Source organism: Yersinia nurmii, from assembly GCF_001112925.1.
GTDB classification, from domain to species: domain Bacteria; phylum Pseudomonadota; class Gammaproteobacteria; order Enterobacterales; family Enterobacteriaceae; genus Yersinia; species Yersinia nurmii.
On sequence record NZ_CPYD01000005.1, the window covers coordinates 191,757 to 214,552 of the forward strand.

A 22,796-nucleotide genomic window follows, 5' to 3' on the forward strand; every position below is an offset into this window, starting at 1 on the left:
CTGTGCCGAAGATCACAATTTAACGGCTTTTTTTGCTTACTTAACCAGCAAAAAAAGCATCTATTGGATCGATCAGATCAGTTTGCCGGGAATGATGATCTGCTGAATAGTGAGACTATTATCTAACTGTCCTAGCAGTTGCTGAGCCGCTTGAACGCCCGCACTACCATAGCCTAATTCAACAGAAAATGAGTTAGGAAACATGAAGTTAAGTAGAGGAGCATTACCGATCCCGCACACCTGAATATGCTGCTTCCCCTGCTGTTGCAGGTACTTACTGACGCCTAAAGCGATGGTATCCGAAGCACAAACCAGCGCAGACGTGTCGGGTTTGATCACTTGAGCAGCCTGCTGAAAACCACTTTGATAACTGAGCTCACCTAACGTCACCGTTGGGGTCAATCCGTAGCGCCGGCAGTAGTTCAAATAGGATTGATGGCGACGCATACCGGTGGTGGAATCGGAGGGTTGTACGCCAATATAGCTAATGTGCTGGTGACCGGCTTTACGCAGTTTGTCCATCAATAACGTCACCGCGCCATCATCGTCATAACAAACCGAAGAAAAACCAGGGTATTCCCGTGCTAGCACCACCATTTTATCCTGCCATGGCGCGAGCATTTCAGCAGTCAAACCGGTAAAACCAAATACAATCACACCGTCAACGTTACGCTGACGCAAAATATTCAGGTGCTCCGTAACCAGTTCTGGATCAAATTGACTTTCCATCAAGATAGGGTCATAGCCCTGCTGGTAAAATAGCGGCAACATGGTTCGCACCGCCTGATTCTCAGAAGCAGAATCCAGACGCGAGACAATAATCCCCACCACTTTATCGCTCTGACCGCGCATTGCCCGCGCTGATTTAGATGGCGTAAACCCTTGTTGACGGATAACCGCCTCCACCCGCTCACGGGTTTGCGGGCTAACGCTGCCTTCATTATTCAATACACGCGATACCGTGGATTTCCCCACGCCGCTCATACGGGCAATATCTTTGATCGTCAGACGGTTTTGCATGGTTTACCTAAGGTTTAGGTTAAAAAGTATAAACTAGGCTAATTATTTCTCTTTACCCTGATAATAGAAAGGTTATCCCGCCTATAATCAAAAGTATTACTCATGATATACCCAATAAATTTTGAGCCACACTCAGGCCCCAATAGTGGGAACCCTTGAAAGCTTAGCCCATTAAATCGATGGGTTGAGTATAAATAGCTAACAGCGCTATGGATCAAAAAGTGAAAGGTATCATGCCGTTAGATACACAGATTTCCTACCTTTACACTGCGTGATTTTGTAAAGGTTTTTGTTACCGGGTGGATGTCGCGTAGCGCCTACCCTGTCTTTTGTCTTGCCGGAGGTTAATTACCCAGTGGACCCCGTTCCCCAATCGGCCCCCCTACGGGTGGCTCTGGTAAGGTAATGCTCCGTTTTCGCTGCTGCCTTACCAGAAAACAATCTGGTAGGCAGTAACGTGTCATAGATTTGCTCGTTCCTGCTTAGCAATACTTTTGCCATTACCACGGCAGTTTTGTCGTGGATGTAATCAGGTTCAGCATGATGAAAGTGAAAAACCTCGCCCGGCAAATGCTTAACGCATTGAGCCGCAGTCTGCCACGCCGTCTTATCCGCCGCGAAGCGATGCTGGATGGTTTACCGCAAAAAGGTGTGGCCAAAGAACTCCCCGCAGAACTGGCGCAACAACGCCTGCACTGTGCCAATGAAACACCGCAACAGCTCTATGACCGTTTTAGCAGTCATCCGGAAGGACTGACAGAGCCGGAAGCCAACGCCATTCGCCAACGCCTTGGTGATAATACTATTGAAAATCAACAAGCTGTGCCTTGGTGGTTACACCTGTGGCACTGTTATCGCAATCCTTTTAATCTGCTGTTAACGCTGCTAGCGCTGATTTCCTACGCTACCGAAGATCTGACTGCTGCACTGGTCATTGGCGCTATGGTGCTGATCTCCACTCTGATGCATTTTATTCAGGAAGCCCGCTCTAATCAGGCCGCCGACGCCTTGAAAGCCATGGTTAGCAATACCGCTACGGTGATTCGCAGTGATGCCCATACTGGGAAAAGCGAGCATCGGGAAATCCCTATTTCTCAATTAGTTACTGGTGATATGATCAAACTCTCCGCGGGAGATATGATCCCGGCGGATCTGCGCATTTTGCTCGCCAAAGATCTTTTTATCAGCCAGGCTGCGCTGACAGGCGAATCCTTGCCGGTAGAAAAAACCGCTACCAGCCGTTATCCCGATGAATCTAACCCATTAGAACGAGATACCCTGTGCTTTATGGGGACCAATGTGGTCAGCGGATCGGCACTGGCTATCGTTATCGGCACCGGTAATCAGACCTATTTCGGTCAGTTGGCCGAACGTGTCACTCATCAGGATGAGCAGCCAAATGCCTTTCAAAGCGGTATCAGTAAAGTCAGTTGGCTGCTCATTCGTTTTATGCTGGTGATGACGCCAATTGTTTTACTGATCAATGGGTTCACCAAAGGCGACTGGTGGGAAGCGGCACTCTTTGCCCTTTCAGTAGCCGTGGGTTTAACGCCAGAAATGCTGCCAATGATCGTGACCTCTACTCTGGCTAGAGGTGCGGTGAAATTGTCGCAGCAAAAGGTCATAGTGAAACGTTTGGATGCGATTCAAAACTTTGGCGCGATGGATATTCTGTGTACCGATAAAACTGGCACGCTAACGCAGGATAAAATCGTGCTGGAAAGCCATACTGACGTCTTTGGTGCCAACAGCGAACGCGTACTGCATTATGCCTGGTTGAATAGCTATCACCAGACCGGTCTGAAAAACCTACTGGACGTCGCAGTTCTTAGTGCAATGGCGGAATCGAGCACCACCAAAGCGCTGCTCGATTACCGTAAAGTAGACGAAATTCCCTTTGATTTTGAACGCCGCCGCATGTCGGTGGTAGTGACCATTCAAGCCGATTATCACGAACTGATTTGCAAAGGTGCGCTGGAAGAAATGCTCAGCATTTGTAGCCATGTTCGTCAGGGTAATGAAGTTATTCCTTTGACTGAAATGCTGCTGACTCGTATTCGCCGCATTACCGATAAGTTAAATCAGCAAGGGCTGCGAGTTGTCGCCGTTGCCAATAAAATCTTACCGGCAAATCATCAGGACTATGGCGTAGCCGATGAGTCCGATCTGATTCTGGAGGGTTACATTGCCTTCCTCGATCCACCGAAAGAAAGCACGGAACCCGCTCTACGGGCGCTGAAACAAAACGGCGTGACCGTCAAAATCCTTACCGGTGATAACGAGCTGGTAGCGCGAAAAGTCTGTAAAGAAGTCGGGCTTTCCGTCAATCAAGTACTGCGCGGCAGCGACATTGAGCAAATGAGCGACGAGGAACTGACCGCCGCCGCCCACGCGACTACGGTCTTTGCCAAGCTGACACCGCTACACAAAGAACGTATTGTGCAAACTCTCCGTAATGCAGGCCATGTCGTTGGCTTTATGGGCGATGGTATCAATGATGCGCCAGCTTTACGGGCCGCTGACATCGGAATTTCCGTGGATTCTGCGGTAGATATCGCCAAAGAAGCGGCGGATATTATCTTGTTGGAAAAAAGCCTAATGGTATTGGAGCAAGGGGTTATTGAAGGCCGCCGCACCTTTGCCAATATGCTGAAATACATCAAAATGACTGCAAGTTCCAACTTCGGTAACGTGTTCAGCGTGCTGATTGCCAGCGCCTTTTTACCTTTCCTACCGATGTTGCCGCTGCATCTGCTGGTGCAAAACCTGATGTATGATATTTCGCAAATTGCGATTCCATTTGATAACGTCGATGAAGATCAGTTGACCAAACCACAACGCTGGAACGCCGGCGATTTAGGGCGTTTCATGGTGTTCTTTGGCCCGATAAGTTCGATCTTCGATGTGCTGACTTTTTCTCTGATGTGGTGGGTATTTAAGGCCAACACGCCAGAAATGCAGACGCTATTCCAGTCCGGTTGGTTTGTAGAAGGCCTGTTGTCCCAAACGCTGATTGTGCACATGATTCGCACCAAAAAAATCCCGTTTATTCAAAGTCGCGCTTCATGGCCTCTGTGCTTAATGACGCTGGCCGTTGTCGTGGTGGGTATCGGTTTAACCTTCTCGCCGCTGGCTGGTTTCCTACAGTTGCAGGCACTGCCGCTCAGCTATTTCCCATGGCTGATTGTGATTTTGACCGGTTATATGGTAACAACGCAGTTAGTCAAAGGCTGGTTTGTCCGCCGCTACGGCTGGCAATAACGGACAGATAGCCAATATCCCAAACAGATAGCAGGAGGTTTAATATCCTCCTGCATCTATCATGGCAACATGATATTAAGAAATGGCTACGCTCTCTTATTTTCGGAATTAGATGCGCCCTAAACAATCGATCGCAATGCCTTTAAAACTTTCAAAGTTCTGGCTACTGAGCAGACGGCTCATTGAGCGTTCACGAACAAAGGTAACAAACAGATCGTAGATAGCCATCGCTTCTTCATAATCACTTTTACTGATAGCCAGCAGGAAAATAACGTAGGCCGTTTCCCCTTCTCCCCATGCAACTCCTTGCGGAGCCAGAAGCGTGACCACCACGGTCTTTTTAGCCAACAGGCCGAGGGAATGAGGTAAAGCGATTCCTTCCCCCAGCATGGTGGAAACGATAGCTTCCCGCTCGACTACCGAAGGGTAAAAATCCGCATCGACGAAACCTTCAAGCTCCAGCTGCTGGCAAACTTTGCTGAACAATTGCGCCTGAGTCAGCGGTTCATTAACCAACACAAAATGGTTTTCATCAAAGAACTTTTCCAACATATAAGGCCGGGTACGATCGACTAAAACCAGTTTTCCCAGTTGCTCTAGCTGGTATTCCGTTGGAAAAGGCGACATCACCACTACCGGCTTATTTTTTTCCGTTAAACGCGCATTGGAGATAATAAAATCTTCGGCGATAGTCGCTATATTTTCGTATTCCCGTAGAGAAATCGTCCTGGTTACCACGATTTGAGGATACTTTCGGGAAATTTGCGCCTGAATCATACGAATCGTCGAATTTCCGGTATCACACACCAGCATGACCTGCGGATGGCGTTCATAACCAATATTATAATGCCGCTCTAACCCCACCCCAATATGCAGCACTAAATAGCCAATTTCATTTTCACTCAGGCTGTAAGGGGAATATTTCCCCCAACTGGAAACCGCCGCCAGCGTCACATCATAGGCCATTGGGTAATGCTGTTTGATATTAGATAACAGCGGATTAGGGATAGTGATTTGATATTTAACCCGCGTAATCATCGTCTTAATATGGGTCAGTAAATCGATGCGTAATTGCTTATCATCCTGCAAATTATAGTTATAGTGAGAGTTAATATACGAAAGGATGTAATCCACCAGAGTTTCTTCATCGTCCGCGTTTATTTCGCTGGGCTGGCTGGTACTAGGCTCGCTGATTTCCATCCGCCGGGCGGCAATATTCACCCGAAGATAAGCCTCTTCTGCCGCTGAGATCTCTTTGCCAGCCAATAGCTGTAACTCATTGGCCAAACGTCCAGAAGCCAGTTTTACCGCTTCATCTACATCTTCAGCATCAAAATCAGATAGCGGATAGCCTTCAGCGATACGTTTCACCGCTACCGCACAGTAAAAAATCAGGTACTGCTCACCTTCATCAGACAATCGCACGGCGTATTGAGACAATAATTGGTGCAATAAGTCGGTCAGCGCCGGCATCGCCGCATCGCTAAGAAAAACGTTTTTTAACAGTGAGTTGTCGCTGTCCTGTACATGTAGCTGAAACAGTAAATCGGTCAGGCAGGAACGAATGGCTAGCTCGGTGCCAAACAGCTTCATACCATAGCGAGGCTTGGCCTCTATGGTCAGATGGTAACTTCCCAGACGCTCTCTCACCTCAGCCATATCACTTTGCAACGTACCACGGCTTACAAACCATTCATCAGCCAAATCTTCCAGCTTGAGTGAAAAGGCTGAGGTCAGAAAACGAATAAGCAAATACTGAACCCGCTCGGCGGCGGTACGCGGCGTCAGGTTCGTCTTAGGCGTTTGCTGCTGTAATACCTGAAAGCGTTCGGCATCATCGATCATTAATCGATAACCAAATCCCCGATTATGAATAAAGCGCGCACCATAGTGCTCAAGAATATCGTTCAGCGCAGTAATATCAGCTCGTACCGTTCGGGTCGAAACGGCAAAGCGCTTGGCCAGCTCATCCTGTGGCAGAGTTTCAGATTGCAGCGCATCGAACATATAAGCCAAACGTTGATAAGGAAATCTCACTGCGCCTCTCCGCTGATTTATGGCATTTCTGCCGGATACAGGCTGCTCCTGCCGGGAGGAACAGCCTGCCAGTGCTACTCTTTTTCCAATGGCGTAAATATCATTTGCGATGGACTACCCACTGGAATGTAACCCGGAATAAAGCTCAATTCTCCACTGCTTTGATCCACCTTGAACCGGGTTATGTTATCGCTACGTTGATTCATTGCGTACAGGTAGTGACCACTTGGATCTAAAACCAACGTACGCGGGTAATCACCACGCGTCCATACCTCCTCAATGGCTTTGAGATCCCCCTCGCCATTTACTGCAAACAGACCAATGCTGTTATGCAAACGGTTTGCCACATAGAGAAAACGCCCATCTTTTGACAGTGTTAAACCCGCGGCAAAATTGGTTCCACGAAACTCTTTTGGTAGCGAAGACACACTAACTACTTGTTCCAACGTCCCTTTCTGAGTATCCAAGCGGTAACTGGTCAGCGTAGAGGCTTCCTCATTAATCAGAAATAATACTTTTCCATTCGGGTGGAAAACAAAATGACGTGGGCCAGCCCCCGCAGAAGATGCACTGATATAGGGCGGTTCATTCGGTGTTAATGCACCCGTGGTCGGATCAAAATGCCATTGATAGATCCGATCCAGACCCAGATCGGTAGAAAAAACAAACTTTCCGCTGGGATCGCTGGCGATCATATGAGCATGAGGGCCGTTATGATCGCTGGCGGCAAAACTACCTTCAACCGCAGCCACCGGTTTAGCCGCTCCCGCAGGGCCTTCATCCTGATGCACAGAGCTGACTGCCTCTATTTTTCCATCCGCAGCCAACGGAAAAACCGCCACAGAACCGCTAACATAGTTCGCCACAAATAAATGACTGCCCGAAGGGGTCAAAGACAAATACACCGGCCCCGCACCCTGTGCATCAACCTGATTTAACAAAGTTAAGCCGCCATCTTGCGGATCGATACGATAGGCTACGATTGAACCGTGTTGACCACCGTTGTAATCAGATACCTCACTGGCGACATACAACGTCTTCCCCTGACGGTCCGCCACTAACTGAGCCGGATTCGCCAGTTCACTAACCAGAGTTTTATTCTTTAATTCACCGGATGCAGGATCGAGTTGTAGTCGATAAACGCCTTCGCCGTTCGGGTTATAAGTGCCGACATACGCAAATTGCTTCAAATTTTCCGCTCCGCCAGATTTTTCTGCCCCATAAGAAGATGGATGAAATCCTGCCAATAGAACCAAAGAAAGGCCAACCGCGAGCAAACGCGGCGGTATGACATGAGATGCAGAGTATTTTTCAGAGAGGAATGGCCTGTTACGCATATTTTTTCCTTATCACTATGACGCGACCAAGGTATGGGTCTATCTGACCTAACATCCAGATTTACAGGTAAAAACAGCCTACACCACACCCGATAAAGAATGAGGCATCTCAACGATGCCCCTTCTGGCAGCTTATGCCACGATTCTTTTTACTATGTTCAGCAAGGTGATCACGTCCTGCGGGCGTGTATCACCCGTTTCGCTATCGATAATTGAGCTATAGATATGAGGAATAATCTTGCTGACTCCGGCATCGAGGGCAATCTGTAAAATTGTCTCGAAATTCTCCAGATCGATGCCGCCCGTCGGCTCCAGCCAAAAATCATGTTTGGCACAAGCCTCAGCCACACAACGGTATTCCTCAATGTGTTTTAACCCATCCATCGGGAAAAACTTAATCGAGCTGCCGCCCATATCTTTCAACATGGCGATGGCGGTTTCTACCGGAACAATCCCATCCGGCGCAGCGGCGCTCAGTGGGCCAGTAGATATCTTCACGTAACCCACTTTTCCAGTCGGTGAAATCAATCCATTCACTATGGTTTCCGACTGACCAAGCAGCGCCCGGCTTGGGCCTACGCCGGTAAATACCTGATTAACATGCTGGGGCTGCACCTGTTGAGCAATTAAACTCACCATAGCGGATTGATTTGGGTCCCCTGCTCCAAGCCCCACTGACAGCGCATTGTCTATCCGTTCAGCGTATTCGCGCATATCGCTGACCGCACTTTCAACGTCCGGATAGTTTTTGGATAAAACACCAACCAAAACATGACCTTCAGCCGCCTGCCAGATAGCTTGCGCGTTGGATTTTGAACCCGCTAGCACATTGAGGCAAACTCGATTTCGGTAATAATTTGGGGTCAATTTCATCGGTTAAGCTCCCTGAATTAAGCGTTGAATACAGGTAGAAATGACTTCAAGCTGCGCTGGCGTGACACTGCGCACATCCACCTCAATTTTGCCTTCATTTGCTTTGTACGCGCGGAAATAAATTGCCGGAAAGCCCCCCATCAAAGCGGCGACCAGTTCTGGCGTTGAACGCCCAATTTTTACTTCGTCGAAGCTGATTTCGGTTCGGGCAATATCCCGACCGGCACTATCCCATACTACTTTTGCGGAGATACCGGGCAAAGCATTCAACTGACTGATAAATGGCGTCATTTTTTCAACCATTTGCTGGCCGGTGGTCTGCTCTAGTTGAATATAGCTCTCGATAGCCTGAGTCAGGCCAATAATGCTTTCCTTACCCACTTTCATCGCCCGACCAATACCATTCGACTGTAGCTTAACCCAATCTACGTAGGTCTTTTTGCCCAAGACTAACCCGCTGGTTGGCCCCTCAATCGCCTTCGCACCACTATAAATCACTAAATCAGCGCCCATCTGATAGTAGCAGGCCAGATCTTCTTCGGCGGCCGCGTCCACAATCAGTGGCAATTGGTGCTTACGCGCGACCACAACCGCCTGCTCAACTGACAAAATGCTTTTTTGTACGCAATGGTGGGATTTTATATACAAAATCGCCGCAGTATTCGGCGTGATCGCCGCTTCAAGCTGATCGGCAGAGCATTCATTGGCATAGCCCGCTTCCACCACTTTACCGCCACCGAGGGCCACCATCGTATCCACCGGCGCGCCGAAATTAACGTTGTGCCCTTTCGGCAACACGATCTCATGGGGAATTTGCAGCGCCGCAGCGTGCAGATTAACCAATAAATTGGCGTTATCTTTCACGATAACGGCAGCTATTGACTGCGCAATACCCGCAGAAGCGCAGGAAACGACCACCGCACTTTCCACATTCAGCAGTTCGGCAATATAAGCACCCGTTTTATTCACCAGATCTTTAACTTCGAAGAAGTGGTTTAGTCCGAATTCAACGGCTTCAACCACGTCCTGCCGCGGCGTGGAAACGCCCAAGATCGTCATCCGACCGGATGCATTAATCACGCTTTTTAGTTGGTACTTTTCATAGATCGAAGACATCGTGAGATTTCCCTTCGTCAGTTAACACCAAGTCACCGGCGACAACAGCAGCCAATGGCAGCAAATATTTCTCTCCGGTTACGGATTTACCTTCTGAATCGACAAATACCTGAGGCTGTTGTTTCACTTCGAATATAGTCAAATCGGCATCAAAGCCTGCGGCTAATACCCCTTTACCGGTTAAACGTAATGCCTGCGCGGCATTTTCTGTTACGCAGCGAATAACTTGTTCGAGGTTAAGACCAATGGTAAAGAATTTAGACATCACCGTTGCCAGGCTGTGTACCGGCCCGGTAATACGGTTGCGGCAGTAAATATCAGAACTGATGGTGTGAGGGTAAATTCCCTGTTTAATCGCCTGCTCAGCAACGTCGAAACTAAAACTGGCGCTGCCGTGACCGACATCCAATAACACACCACGTTTTAATGCTCGTTGAATAGACTCCCGCAGCGTACCGGACGGAGTCAAAATACGGTTGGGTTTACCGTTATAGCAGTGGGTAATAATGTCCCCTTGGGTCAGCAAATCGGCAATTTCATCTAGATCCGGCGGGTTATTGCCAATATGTACCATCAAAGGTAATTGGTTATTTTCCTGCTGGATTTCTTTAGCTCGAACCAAAGGCTTAATGCCGTTTTTCCCTACGACGCTACTGCTCATCCGAGCCTTAATCCCAATAATAAAGTCGGGGTTTCGAGCGATAGCATCACTGACGCTGGATTTATCGATTTGCTCCATATCGGCTAATTCGTTTTGCGTCACGATGCCGGTTTTAGCAATATTTAAAAACGCGTAAACCTGTGTTTTCGCCGCTCGCGTCAAGGTATAAAAATCATCCACGTCATTGGCCCCGGTACTCCCCGCGTCAATAACCGTAGTCACGCCGCTGGCCACACCAATTAGATCCGCATCATCATGATAAATTGGCGAAGCTGGGTAGCAGTGAACGTGTGAATCAATCCAGCCTGCGCTGACAAAATACTGCCCCGCTAAATCTATGGCTGCCTTGGCAGAAAGAGAGTCGATAGGATTTTCATTACATAGTGAAACCGAAGTAATCTTGCCGTCATCAATGACGATATCGACCTGATGCCCTTCAACCAACCTTGCCCGTTTGATAATAAAGTCATGCATTATCTTTATTCTCCGTTAAATATCCGGGTAACAAGATGTGAGTGGCTAAATGATGATGGGGAAAAATTGAACATCTAATTTCGCCCCGTAATATCAAGAAATAGCGACCGGGAATAGAGAACCTAAAATCATCGCGCCTAAAATTGCACCGCCAGTGATAGGCTTGTTCCATAAATAGAACAATAACGCGCCAGCCAAAGAACCTATACCGATAGGAATAGAAGCTGCCATCGCAGACAGAATAATCAAGGGTCCAAGAAAACGGCCGGATGAATTACCTGCGCCCATCATGACATCCGCACCGTAAGTAGAATCACTCTGATTAATAGTGAATTTTCTAGCCAGAATAATTAGATAACCGATAGCGATACCAATAACTAATCCAGTAACCAGTGAAGCTGCAAAATTGGCTACAGGGAAAACAAACCCAGCGCCGAGCAATAATGCTGGAACCCCCAAACCGACGCCGGTTTGAATCGCCCCACCAATATCCAGAATACCAACCAATGAGCCTTCAATAATGCGTGCAAATAAAAAGCTAGCACCGAACGCCGCTACTGCACCATAAACGCCGGTATCCATACCTGCTCGCAACATGGAAACAAAAGCCACTTCGTTAAATGCGCCAATCCCATAGAGATAATACATATGGGTACCAGCAAAAACTCCGGAAGATAATACGCCAACAAATATCGGGAATGACCAATCGGCATACCAAAAACCGTCTTTGGTTTGTTCATCCATCATCAAGCTCCTGTAGAAATGTTATTTACCGCTTAATGCGTTATGAATGCTGTCGAGCCAGACTGGAACGCCCAGACTGAATGACTCCAGGAATTTCATATCAAAGCCACGGAAGAAACCACTCAAAACAAACAGTAAGACAATAACTGCCATCATGATCTTTGTGACTTTATTCCAACCGCTTTCTTCTACGCCTTTACCGATTAAAATACCCAGAACCAGACCTGGAACTGCGTTCCCCATAATTAACTGAGCCAGACCGCCAAAAATAGTGGCCCAGAAACCGGAACGACGACCGGCATCAATTGCCGCTAGCCAGAAAATAACCGGCATCACGGTATTCACCAGAATATTAGCCGCAGGTACCAGCACTTTAATTGCGGTAACCTGTAATGCTTCCGGTACTGCCGAAGCGGTGGTGTTTAAGAAGCTAACGACGATAACGCCAATAATTCCGCAGGCAATCGCCATTTTTTTCGGGTTGTGCATGGTCTCGGCCACATTGCGATTTTTAATCATCAATGCTGCTGCACCCCAGTTAGGAATAATACGATGGTCAACATCTTGCGTGAACGCACCCGCCGCAACGGAAGACGCCCATGCGTTAAAGAAGAAGCCCAGACCAAAGGAGAAATGCGAGGCCGGATCGCCTTCACAAGAGTTCAGTTCACCCAATGTACGAAATGCGCCCATGCCTTGAACCGTAGGCGCATGAAACATTCGCGCTGCACCGGCACCGACGCCGACACCAACCAGTCCGCCGATGATAATCGACTTAAAAAGAATGATTAAAAACATCAGTATATCCTTTCATTTATAGCCAACGTTTTTATTTAGAGACGAAAACAACCTTATCTGTATTAATGATTGTCACGCTCACGGTAATATCTAAAGCTACGGTATAAGTCCTCTTTTCGCGGGGAAGAAAGAAGAACAAAAATTTCTCTTTTTTTACCGACTCTTCCGCGCTTAATACCTTCACGTCCTGGGGTTCAATGCGTAATAAGATATTTTGTGTCGACTTCAATACCGTATTCTGGACATTACCTAATGCGCTGGCGAAAGCCTTAGCTTTAGTATCCCCTTTCCCTTTGACCTGAACCTGAGTGGTATATTGTTCTTTCATTACGGATTGCCATGTTTCTTAATATAAGCTTCAACCAGTTTCTGACCGAGCTCTTCTTTATCCATAAAACCAAATCCCAATACTTTACAACCTTCATTTATTGCCGTTACGCCCTCTTCAATAGAACGCATTCCGTATTTTGCTTTATAGCCATATTTAGTTTGTGCCGTAATAGCACCTGCGCCACCGCTGCCACAAAATGAAATACCGAAGTCAGCTTGCTCTTTATTCATCACGTCGCCCAATTTCATATCTGCGGCAACCCCTGGGATTACGATAGATATTGCCCCGGCCAGCTCAATACCCTGACCGACTTTCTGACCTTTACCTAAACGGTCGCCAATTACAACGGTAATTTGACTCATAATGTTTTCTCCAAGGCTGAATTTATGAATTATTATCTTTAGCTACTTCAAAATGCACTGACAATAAATAGGCCTCCTCAATGGGTAAATTCCCCAATGAATCGACTACCTGCTGGGCCATTCTCATTGAATCTGCTGATATTTCGTCAAATAATGACTTATCCACTTCCGGCAGTGGTTCACCAGTAATAGAGCGTAGCACCATAGCCCGAATATGTGAGGTCAACATCTGCTGCTGAACATCATTGGTATAAATATTCTCGGCATTCAGCATGGTCATTATATCCGCCAATAACCATTGAGTTTTTTCAATGCCATCATCAACATCGAGTTTATTCTCAGTATTTACAGATACGGCTCCATCATTCACGCTAGCGTTCCTCTGTACTGTGCTGATTTATTTTCTGACTGCAAAGAAAAGTTCGGGGCGTTAAATCTTATTCCTTTCCTTTACGCTATAGCCTTACCCTACCCCTAAGCGTAAAGAGTATGTAGCCTGTTTTTTTCCAGTTCGAAGTGGAAATAAAGTGAGCAATAAGGATCCAATTCGCAAAATCTGCGGCACTAAGCCTTCCCAGTGAATTCTCAATTTTTTAAAGCTAGCGGTATCCATAAATTTTTATAAACGATAAAGCAGAAAAAAGCGCCGGATAAATAACAGTCAAATATCATGAAGAATCGTAATGCTTGCGATGATTCCGCTATTTTATAAGAAGATGAAATGTGGAAAACACGGTAAGAGAATAAATAACCTTATTTTATTTCAGCATAAAAAATGGCAGTTCTGAAAAATAACGAGATCAAGATCACTTTTTATCAAAAGATAAAGCAAGAAAAGCTTCGTGATCCGGATCTCTTTCTTTTCTCGCCAGAAGCGCCTAGTATCAGACTAATAATCTGATATTTTCTAACACCCCCTCTCCTATGGCGTGGGGGTGTTGTTTTTATGTTTTCTGTACTTGAATTGGAGAGTGGTATGACCAAGCCAACCATCACGATTAACGAGCTGGACGCCGAACGTTTGGATGCGTTGTTGGCACAACCTGCTTTTGCTGACACAGCGATTGCCGATGCACTGAATGAAGAGCTGGATCGCGCAGACATTCTGCCTCCGTCAGAAATACCTGCTGACGTAGTCACCATGAATAGCCGGGTACGTTTTCGTGATTTGAATAATCAGGAAGAGCATATCCGCACGCTGGTCTACCCCGCATCGCTGAAAGATAGCAGCGAACAAATCTCGGTTATGGCTCCGCTGGGCGCCGCATTACTGGGATTACATGTTGATAATGAGATTAACTGGAAACTTCCGGGTGGGGATGAAGCCCGCATTAAGGTATTGGAACTGCTGTATCAGCCAGAAGCTGCCGGTGAATATCACCGTTAATACCTTCGCATTTTAGCGATGAAGGGTGGTAGATCGCCGATCTCTCACCCTTTTATGCATCCAGTGTTAAATTCACTTACTTCTCAATACGCTTTATTCCTTAAGCGCACTGATTATTTAGCCTGACTTATTCTTTCAAGCTATAGCATCTTAACGGTATTTTTTATGGTAGGTGTCGCGAGTGCCCTTGAATTCCTGTGCCACCTTTCGCGCCTCTTCCAGCTTGCCCTGATCGGCTAAAGCCAGAGATTGATCGATTTGACCGATCAATATGGTTAATCCATGGCGATAATCTTGCACTTCTGCGCTATCTGGCGCTTTGCCCTTTAATTTAGTAGGAATACCCTTCTGCGCATCCAATGCCGCGCTGCGCATTCCCTGTAGGCCTTGTTTAAAGCTTTCCAGCGAATCGGTTTTCAGAACCGCACTATAATTGCTCGCAATGGTATCCATATCTTCGGGAATATCATTTGCCATTGCCAAAGTGCTAGCGCTTAGCAGTATGGCAGCAACTAATACCTTTATTTTCTGACTCATGCTCACGTTCCTTATAATTATTGTTAATAGTTTGTATCACTCATAACATAGGTGGCTAGCAGGAAAACAGGCAATAGAATTTTTGTAAAAGGCTGAAAATTTGATGGAGGTAGCAATGAGGCATAAAAATGGCCGAGGACATTAGCCATCGACCATTTCACTACAGATTTTTATGCCAAAATATTTGAATCGATTCGCGCTCATCAAACGTGATTAACGAAAAAATCCAAAGGATCATTCACCAGCAATTTTCATTTCTGGAAGTAATATTGAGCCGCACTGAATATTACTACGCGTTTCAATATCACTGCCTGCGCTAACCATATTGCGCAGCATGTCTTTAAGATTACCGGCAATAGTAATTTCACTGACCGGATACTGAATTTCACCGTTCTCCACCCAGAAACCGGCGGCACCGCGAGAATAATCACCGGTTACGGTGCTTACGCCCTGACCCATCAGTTCCGTTACTACCAGGCCTCTACCCATCTTCTTAAGCATTCCGGCGAAATCCAACCCTTGCCCTGCAATACGCCAGTTATGGATTCCACCGGCATGACCGGTGCTTTGCAGACCCAGTTTACGCGCCGAATAGCTGGTAAGCAGGTAGGTTTGTAGAATACCGTCTTTCACAATTTCGCGACGCTGGGTACGAACCCCTTCGCTGTCGAAAGGCGTAGAAGCCAGACCGCCCAGTAGGTGCGGATGCTCTTCGATGGTCAGCCATTCAGGTAAAATCTGTTTGCCGAGATGATCGAGCAAAAAGGTAGATTTGCGATATATATTCCCGCCGCTAATGGCAGAAACCAAATGCCCAAACAGGCCGGTAGCGACTTCTGCCGCAAATAATACCGGAGCCTTCATAGTAGGCAGTTTACGCGGTGACAGGCGAGACAGAGTACGACGAGCGCACTCTGCGCCGACCCATTCTGGGCTGGCGAGATCTTCTAACCGGCGGCTGATGCTGTAAGCGTAATCACGCTCCATATCACCGTCATGCTCTGCAATCACGCTACTGGATATCGAATGGCGACTTGAGCAATAACTTTTCAGCATACCGTGGCTGTTTCCGAAAACCTTGATGCCATAATGACTGTTAAAACTACCGCCTTCGGTATTGGTAATGCGCTTATCGGCCTGTAATGCCGCCTGCTCGGCTCTAGCGGCCAGCTGAATGCCGCGATCGGCGTCCAACTCCGCGGGATGGAACAGATCCAGCTCCGGCGCATCAAACGCCAGCAAGGATTTATCTGCCGGGCCTGCATAAGGATCCGGCGAAGTATAGCGAGCAATATCCAACGCAGCCTGTACGGTACGGGCCACTGCGTCTGGATTCAAATCAGTGGTAGACGCGCTGCCTTTACGCTGCTGGTGATAAACGGTAATCCCCAGCGCACCATCGCTGTTGAACTCCACGTTTTCCACCTCGCCAAAGCGCGTGCTGACGCTGATACCCGTAGTTTTAGTAACGGCGACTTCGGCCGCATCCGAACTGGCGCGAGCCAATTCCAAAGCTTGTGCAACCGCTTGTTCCAGCGTTTTACGCTGTTCTGCAACTTGAGTGACTACTTTCATCGATCTGCCATAATTAATGAGATAATCGTTCAGGAAAGTGCCGTGACGGCGTAGTAATACGACGATTTACACGGATAAAATGTAGAGCGCCATGGCTTTGAGTCTAACAGGATCTGCGTACAATTTCGCAGAAAGCCAATAACATGATAGGTTGTTTAGCAGGTTATCAACTTGAAATAAAAGAATTTATTTCTTTCAATGTCCACACATTGACCACATCTAGTTAGAATCATACTTTAATTACGACAAAACGCCCGTATTTGCGGACGTTTTTACTTATCACAATTTCAGATGAAAAAATCCAGCTAAACATCAACGCTGCCTATCAGACTGCGGGGGGAGTTGTACCGGGTTTATTTTCCCCGGCGTAAATATGACCGCACAAAGGCTTTCATCGTGACGAACGTTTCACCGCAATTGATATTGGCCCATTGGTAATAGCGTTCTTTGGTTTTAACTGAATGATAAAGACTACTGCGGGTGTGGGCGCCATGGCCGCATTGTCGGCAATGAAACATGATCCGGACTCAAGCATCATCCTGACTAAAGTCAGTAATGCCGTTAATTATCGGTGATTGTTGACGATAGGAACGTCTCAGTGAACTCAATGAGTGGGTTGGGGAAGAGGTGATAAGGTTTAGGCCTTATGAGTTGTTGAATAAGGAATAATAGAGAAAAAACCAACTCATCTAAAACCTTGAAGAGTTGGTTTTACTTAGCACTGGGAATTGGAAGATTAATGAACGAACCAGCATTTATAGTACACTCTGATGATATATATAAATGCTATATAAAAATCAGATGCTCAAACATCATTGTAATATGCCCCCCATCATCAACCTTCAAACACATCGATTCTTAGCGTGGTTATTCCTGTATAACATGTATCCACTTGCATTTTGGCTACAGTAAGTGAGTTATAAGAGTCATAATCGTAGGGATTAACACCTATATTCAACGTATCATTTAATGAATTAAGATCTCCCAGCACAACCTCGCAGAAATCTTGAAGCCCAGTAATTGTGTCAAATAACTCACCAACATCCTCCCTGAATTTTGATATTGTTGTTTCAGGAATATCCCCTTGCTCAGGTTGATAATCCTGAACAGGGGTAAGTAATATATCTTGCACATCTTCAGATATATCTTCTATGTCCCCTAATTGTAATTCAATGCCGCTAATTGAATTTGACACACCAACCTGCATACCAGACAGTTGATAACGACATCCCTGTATATTATTGTTAATAATATCTTGTGATGCCATATTTAGTGCATCTTCCCACTGTTCTGCAGGACCGAGAATCGAGGATATAATACCTGTGCACGCATTCAATGCATCGTTAGCACTTGCAATTGAGCGATTAACGTACACAATGGCCGGTTCCGGTAATCCACTATAATTTTCAGATAGAGAACCTGATATATCACTAATTGTTTCTTTATACTGGTAAATGTTAATAACACCCCCTTATATTAAATTAGTTAGCCTAATGACTTGGTTCTACTATTTAAGAATAACTTGGAAGAATATCAAAAACAGTCTGGCCAGAGCTTGCGGTAACTGTACTGATACCATCCATTTGTTTTTTTATAGTATCAACATCCTGTGTAACAGTTACTATCGCCGAATCTGCCACATTCAAGAACAACGTTCTAACAACATCAGCGCTCATTATGCCGCGATCTAAATCGCTAACTAAAGTTGATAAATCCGAAGATAGAGAAGACCAGGCGTTGGACATACTTTCTGCTGCGGTGACTGCAAAGCTAACCCGATTAGCGAGTGATAGGTATCCTGATGAAATCCCATGCGCCAGTTTAACTTCAGCTTCAAGGTTCGCATCCTCTGACAATAAGGTTGCTTTTAGTTTCATATCTCCAACTAATTCAGCAAGTGAAGCCCCCTCACCAGCAGCCGATGTGCATACTGTTATAGCCCCCCCAACCACCATACCTGTCGCAGCGCCACCTGTAACAACATCTGCTAATGCGCCAATGAAAATAGATATTATCCCACCAATTAAGCCGACAAAACTCAGTACTATCCCTGCCTCTTCTCCCGCTATTTTGGTATCGAGTGAGGCTATTTGCTTACGATTACTATCGAGTACACCATTATTTCCATTCAGTGCCGCATTCAATTCAGTTACAATCTGATCGAAATTCCCAGTATCACGGCTCAATTCTTCAGATAAGGTGCTAAGTAGAGAAGATGTATTATTACACTCTGACTCATATTTTTGCGACGTGGTCAATAATGCCTGAATGACTGTGATCCAATCTTGAGAAGTTGCGTTTTCAGGGACACTTTCCGGAACAGCTTGATGGAGTGCATAATAATTTCCAATATTAGATAAATTACTTATTATCTGCTTCTGTATCGTATTCAGATAATAACTAGCGTGAGTTTGTGCAGTGCCGAGTGAGGTATTTATTTTTTGTTGATAATCATTGAGCGACGTGTCATAGGAAAAATCAACTTCAGGTTGTTCCAGCACGCTATTACAGTAGCCTTGAATAATGATTGCCTGAGAAGACTGAGACTTATTGGAGCTATTAATATTCAGTGCGGTTTGGTTAAGATCCATGAGCATGTCCTTTTTTTAGATGAATGCGACTATATGTTAGATTAAAACTCTAACGCTAAAACCTTAGGACAAGGTCATTTGTTTTTCCAGAGCCACTCCATAAAAATAAGTTATTCATTACTAATTAAATAACTTATTAAGAAAACATTTTTTGATGAAAAAACCAAAAATATATAAATAATGAAGCGTGCGGAATATCAGAATGCTTAAATTATATTAAATAAATCCACTAGACTACTTACGCCGAGAAATATAAGCCTACAATTACCCCCTATTCCCTGCATCAGAACGATGCGATCCTGCGGGCAATAAAAAAGCGCCTGACCGCGTTGGCTGTAGGCACTTTTGTGTAGGGTTATTTTGAAAGTAAATTGAATAAGTTTTTTATTTTATTCGAATCCGACAGTCGTCTTTGTGCCAGCATCTGACATTGCTGAAGAAATACTGTGTGAAATTAATGGGTGGAAAATTTTATATTTTCTCCTGGTTGACGCGAGATGAAAGTGCTTGGTGACTTTCCTTTCGTTCGCTGTAGCGATCAGCAAGATAGCCGGTATGCCTTTTAAGCAGCAGCGTAATCTTAAACAGCTCTTCAGCTACATCGACTATACGGTCATACCAAGAAGAGGGTTTCATTCGTCCGTTCTCATCAAATTCCTGCCAGGCTTTGGCCACTGAGGACTGATTTGGGATAGTGAACATTCGCATCCAGCGACCCAGTATACGCATCTGGTTCACGGCATTGAAGGACTGAGAACCGCCGCAGACCTGCATCACTGCAAGGGTTTTCCCCTGCGAAGGACGAATCGCACCTTCACTTAACGGTATCCAGTCAATTTGGGCTTTCATAACCGCGCTCATTGCTCCATGCCGCTCCGGGGAGCTCCACACCATCCCGTCACACCATCTGACTAATCCGCGCAGCTCGGTGACTTTCGGATGCGTATCTGGGGCATCATCTGGCAGCGGCAAACCTGAGGGATTAAACAGTCTGACCGTCGCCCCCATCATCGTCAGCAGGCGACCCGCTTCTTCTGCCGCAAAACGGCTGTAGGAACGCTCTCTTACCGAGCCATACAGAATCAGGATCCGTGGCGGCTCCTGTAACTGTAGGCGCTCAGCGATTTGCTGATCAAAGCAATCTGCGTTCAGGGCAGGCAATTGTTCCATTCTTTTCTCCTCCAGAATGTCCTGGTGATGTCAAATCTTATAAATATGATTTACCATATATGTATTCTAATGGGAATGGAGTCAAGAATGCTACAGCCGGTTCAACTTTTTAAGATCCTGTCGGATGAAACCCGCCTTGCCATTGTCATGCTTCTCCGGGAGTCGGGCGAGCTGTGCGTCTGCGATATCTGCGCGGCCACTACCGAATCACAGCCTAAAATTTCGCGCCACATGGCTATACTGCGTGAAGCTGAGCTTGTTATTGACCGTCGGGAAGGCAAATGGATCCACTACCGCCTGTCCCCCCACATACCGGCCTGGGCCGCTGAAACGATCACAACGTCTTGGCAATGTCTGCGGGAGGAAGTGCGGAAATGGCTGGCAAAATCAGCCTGCACCTCTTGCTGAGATAACCAATCACATACACAAAAACATATATAAAGGAGTCTAAAATGCTTCTGGCAGGGAGTATCTTTTTACTGACGCTGATCCTGGTCATCTGGCAACCAAGAGGCCTCAGCATCGGCTGGAGTGCAAGTATCGGAGCCGTGCTGGCGCTGGGAATGGGGGTCATTCAAATCGATGATATCCCTGTTGTCTGGAATATCGTCTGGAATGCGACAGCGGCATTTATTGCGGTGATCATCATCAGCCTACTGCTCGATGAGTCCGGTTTCTTCGAATGGGCTGCGTTGTATGTCGCCCGATGGGGTAAGGGACGTGGCCGCCTGTTGTTTACCTGGATAGTACTGCTCGGTGCCACTGTTGCTGCGCTGTTTGCCAACGACGGTGCTGCGCTGATCCTGACACCAATTGTGATTGCAATGCTACTCGCACTGGGGTTCAGCCAAGGCACGACGCTGGCCTTTGTCATGGCGGCGGGATTTATCGCGGATACCGCCAGTCTCCCTCTGATTGTCTCTAACCTAGTGAATATTGTCTCGGCGGATTTCTTCGGTCTGAGTTTTACGCAGTACGCCTCCGTGATGGTTCCCGTGAATCTGGCAGCCATTGCAGCCACACTGGTCATGCTTCATTTATTCTTCCGCAGAGACATCCCGGCGACATATGACGTTTCACTGCTGAAGATACCTGCCAGTGCTATTAAGGATCCGGCAACGTTCAGGGCAGGCTGGGTTGTTCTGCTGTTTCTTCTGGTTGGGTTCTTTGCACTGGAGCCATTGGGGATCCCCGTCAGCGCGATAGCAGCTGTGGGCGCAGCAGTGCTGTTTATTGTAGCGAAAAGAGGCCATGCCATTAACACCGGGAAAGTGCTGCGCGGTGCGCCCTGGCAGATCGTTATTTTCTCGCTGGGCATGTACCTCGTGGTCTATGGCCTGCGCAATGCTGGCCTCACAGATTATCTGTCTGGCGTACTGAATTTTCTGGCAGATAAGGGGCTATGGGCTGCAACGTTCGGTACCGGCTTCTTGACGGCGTTTCTGTCGTCTGTGATGAACAATATGCCGACGGTACTGATCGGCGCGCTGTCAATTGACGGGAGTACAGCGAGCGGCGTCATCAAAGAGGCGATGATTTATGCCAACGTGATTGGCTGCGATTTAGGTCCAAAGATTACCCCGATAGGCAGTCTGGCTACCCTACTATGGCTGCATGTGCTGACACAGAAAAATATGACCATCACTTGGGGATATTATTTCCGCACCGGCGTTATCATGACCCTGCCCGTGCTGTTTGTCACTCTGGCCGCGCTGGTGTGGCGGCTCTCTGTAACTTTGTAATGAGATACTGATATGAGCAACATTACCATCTATCATAACCCTGCCTGCGGCACCTCACGTAACACGCTGGAGCTGATCCGTAACAGCGGTAACGAACCGACTATTATTTTTTATCTTGATACGCCACCGACCCGCGATGTGCTGATTAAGCTTATTTCAGATATGGGAATTACGGTGCGCGCATTGCTGCGCAAGAACGTTGAACCTTATGAGCAACTGGGTCTTGCTGAGGACACGTTTACCGATGAGCAGCTGATAGATTTTATGCTTCAGCATCCGATCCTGATTAATCGACCAGTGGTGGTGACGCCGATTGGTACGCGCCTTTGTCGTCCCTCAGAAACTGTTTTGGATATTCTACCAGACGGCCAGAAAGGCTCTTTTGCAAAAGAGGATGGCGAAAAAGTGGTAGATAAAGCGGGTAAACGGGTTAAGTAATTAGCCCACTGGATATCTTTATCAACACATTCGGGCGTCTGTTAGCCAATGCGGACGCCCACTTTTCGCTCTAAGCCGACTATCAGATTTAGTCGAGTCCTACTGCAAGATACCGCTAGCTAAAGCTAACGGAGAATACATTTAACGACATGATACATATTGATTTATTTTATATCGTTATCCGTCAGTTCCATTGAGCGTATCCAACATCAGTTTCTTATGCCCCATCGTCTGATGGCACTCCGAAATCCTCTTGTAGACAACACCCGTTTTTTCGCTCGGCAAGGTATCACCGCAGCGTTTATAGCTACTTTTCTTCAGTTCGGTCTGTTACTTGTGCAA

General features: G+C 46.7%; 22 protein-coding genes. 5 read left to right on the forward strand and 17 right to left on the reverse strand.

The genetic code is table 11. The annotated features are described in order from the left end of the window. Window positions 1-72: 72 nt before the first annotated feature. Complete coding sequence (gene treR, locus AD970_RS08505) at window positions 73-1,020, reverse strand: trehalose operon repressor TreR (protein ID WP_049597922.1); 948 nt, start codon at window positions 1,018-1,020, stop codon at window positions 73-75. A 543-nt stretch (window positions 1,021-1,563) separates the two neighbouring features. Here treR and mgtA point away from each other — a divergent pair. Further along, complete coding sequence (mgtA, locus tag AD970_RS08510) at window positions 1,564-4,281, forward strand: magnesium-translocating P-type ATPase (protein WP_049597923.1); 2,718 nt, start codon at window positions 1,564-1,566, stop codon at window positions 4,279-4,281. 108 nt (window positions 4,282-4,389) lie between these two features. On the opposite strand, the gene AD970_RS08515 is transcribed toward mgtA, so the two are convergent. From AD970_RS08515 to AD970_RS08560, 10 genes are all read right to left on the reverse strand, one after another. Continuing rightward, entirely contained in the window at window positions 4,390-6,318 is a 1,929-nt protein-coding gene (locus AD970_RS08515; RefSeq protein WP_157045486.1) for a BglG family transcription antiterminator, read from the reverse strand. A 74-nt stretch (window positions 6,319-6,392) separates the two neighbouring features. Continuing rightward, a complete protein-coding gene (locus AD970_RS08520) occupies window positions 6,393-7,655 on the reverse strand; it encodes a lactonase family protein (protein WP_049597925.1) in 1,263 nt (420 codons plus the stop codon). 132 nt (window positions 7,656-7,787) lie between these two features. After that, a complete protein-coding gene (gene dagF / locus AD970_RS08525; protein ID WP_049597927.1) occupies window positions 7,788-8,528 on the reverse strand; it encodes a 2-dehydro-3-deoxy-phosphogluconate aldolase in 741 nt (246 codons plus the stop codon). Window positions 8,529-8,531: 3 nt separating this feature from the next. Then, window positions 8,532-9,644: a DgaE family pyridoxal phosphate-dependent ammonia lyase gene (locus AD970_RS08530; protein WP_049597928.1), complete on the reverse strand. Its 1,113-nt coding sequence runs from the start codon at window positions 9,642-9,644 to the stop codon at window positions 8,532-8,534. Next, window positions 9,628-10,779, reverse strand: coding sequence for an amidohydrolase/deacetylase family metallohydrolase (locus AD970_RS08535; protein WP_049597931.1), 1,152 nt, complete (start codon window positions 10,777-10,779; stop codon window positions 9,628-9,630). The genes AD970_RS08530 and AD970_RS08535 overlap by 17 nt, the downstream gene beginning before the upstream one ends. 93 nt (window positions 10,780-10,872) lie before the next feature. Further along, a complete protein-coding gene (locus tag AD970_RS08540; protein WP_049597932.1) occupies window positions 10,873-11,523 on the reverse strand; it encodes a DUF4310 family protein in 651 nt (216 codons plus the stop codon). 21 nt (window positions 11,524-11,544) lie between these two features. Next, entirely contained in the window at window positions 11,545-12,321 is a 777-nt protein-coding gene (locus AD970_RS08545) for a DUF4311 domain-containing protein (protein WP_049597934.1), read from the reverse strand. Between the two features lie 31 nt (window positions 12,322-12,352). After that, window positions 12,353-12,649: a DUF4312 family protein gene (locus tag AD970_RS08550; protein ID WP_049597935.1), complete on the reverse strand. Its 297-nt coding sequence runs from the start codon at window positions 12,647-12,649 to the stop codon at window positions 12,353-12,355. Then, window positions 12,649-13,014 (reverse strand): glycine-rich SFCGS family protein, encoded by a 366-nt coding sequence (locus AD970_RS08555; RefSeq protein ID WP_049597936.1) that lies wholly within the window; start codon window positions 13,012-13,014, stop codon window positions 12,649-12,651. The genes AD970_RS08550 and AD970_RS08555 overlap by 1 nt, the downstream gene beginning before the upstream one ends. 22 nt (window positions 13,015-13,036) lie before the next feature. Next, on the reverse strand, window positions 13,037-13,384 hold the full coding sequence (locus AD970_RS08560) for a PRD domain-containing protein (RefSeq protein WP_049597938.1): 348 nt from the start codon (window positions 13,382-13,384) through the stop codon (window positions 13,037-13,039). Window positions 13,385-13,990: 606 nt separating this feature from the next. Between AD970_RS08560 and rnk the strand changes: the two genes are divergently transcribed. After that, the gene (gene rnk / locus AD970_RS08565) at window positions 13,991-14,401 is read left to right on the forward strand and encodes a nucleoside diphosphate kinase regulator (protein WP_049597940.1); all 411 of its coding nucleotides are present in this window, start codon (window positions 13,991-13,993) and stop codon (window positions 14,399-14,401) included. Between the two features lie 150 nt (window positions 14,402-14,551). Here rnk and cybC read toward each other — a convergent pair whose 3' ends face one another. From cybC to arsH, 6 genes are all read right to left on the reverse strand, one after another. Continuing rightward, the gene (gene cybC / locus AD970_RS08570) at window positions 14,552-14,938 is read right to left on the reverse strand and encodes a cytochrome b562 (protein WP_049597942.1); all 387 of its coding nucleotides are present in this window, start codon (window positions 14,936-14,938) and stop codon (window positions 14,552-14,554) included. 234 nt (window positions 14,939-15,172) lie between these two features. Then, a complete protein-coding gene (pmbA, locus tag AD970_RS08575; RefSeq protein WP_049597943.1) occupies window positions 15,173-16,513 on the reverse strand; it encodes a metalloprotease PmbA in 1,341 nt (446 codons plus the stop codon). Window positions 16,514-16,866: 353 nt separating this feature from the next. Next, the gene (locus tag AD970_RS18815) at window positions 16,867-17,031 is read right to left on the reverse strand and encodes an ogr/Delta-like zinc finger family protein (RefSeq protein WP_162199321.1); all 165 of its coding nucleotides are present in this window, start codon (window positions 17,029-17,031) and stop codon (window positions 16,867-16,869) included. 317 nt (window positions 17,032-17,348) lie between these two features. Further along, complete coding sequence (locus AD970_RS08580) at window positions 17,349-17,888, reverse strand: hypothetical protein (RefSeq protein ID WP_049597944.1); 540 nt, start codon at window positions 17,886-17,888, stop codon at window positions 17,349-17,351. A 136-nt stretch (window positions 17,889-18,024) separates the two neighbouring features. Further along, on the reverse strand, window positions 18,025-19,104 hold the full coding sequence (locus AD970_RS08585) for an HBL/NHE enterotoxin family protein (protein ID WP_049597945.1): 1,080 nt from the start codon (window positions 19,102-19,104) through the stop codon (window positions 18,025-18,027). 471 nt (window positions 19,105-19,575) lie between these two features. Then, a complete protein-coding gene (gene arsH / locus AD970_RS08590; RefSeq protein ID WP_049597946.1) occupies window positions 19,576-20,274 on the reverse strand; it encodes an arsenical resistance protein ArsH in 699 nt (232 codons plus the stop codon). Between the two features lie 87 nt (window positions 20,275-20,361). Between arsH and AD970_RS08595 the strand changes: the two genes are divergently transcribed. The 3 genes from AD970_RS08595 to arsC are packed head-to-tail and all read left to right on the forward strand — an operon-like array spanning window position 20,362 to window position 22,454. Beyond that, complete coding sequence (locus AD970_RS08595) at window positions 20,362-20,682, forward strand: transcriptional regulator (RefSeq protein ID WP_049597947.1); 321 nt, start codon at window positions 20,362-20,364, stop codon at window positions 20,680-20,682. A gap of 44 nt (window positions 20,683-20,726) precedes the next feature. Next, a complete protein-coding gene (locus AD970_RS08600; RefSeq protein WP_049597948.1) occupies window positions 20,727-22,016 on the forward strand; it encodes an arsenic transporter in 1,290 nt (429 codons plus the stop codon). A gap of 12 nt (window positions 22,017-22,028) precedes the next feature. Next, window positions 22,029-22,454: a glutaredoxin-dependent arsenate reductase gene (gene arsC, locus AD970_RS08605; RefSeq protein WP_049597949.1), complete on the forward strand. Its 426-nt coding sequence runs from the start codon at window positions 22,029-22,031 to the stop codon at window positions 22,452-22,454. Window positions 22,455-22,796: the final 342 nt, after the last annotated feature.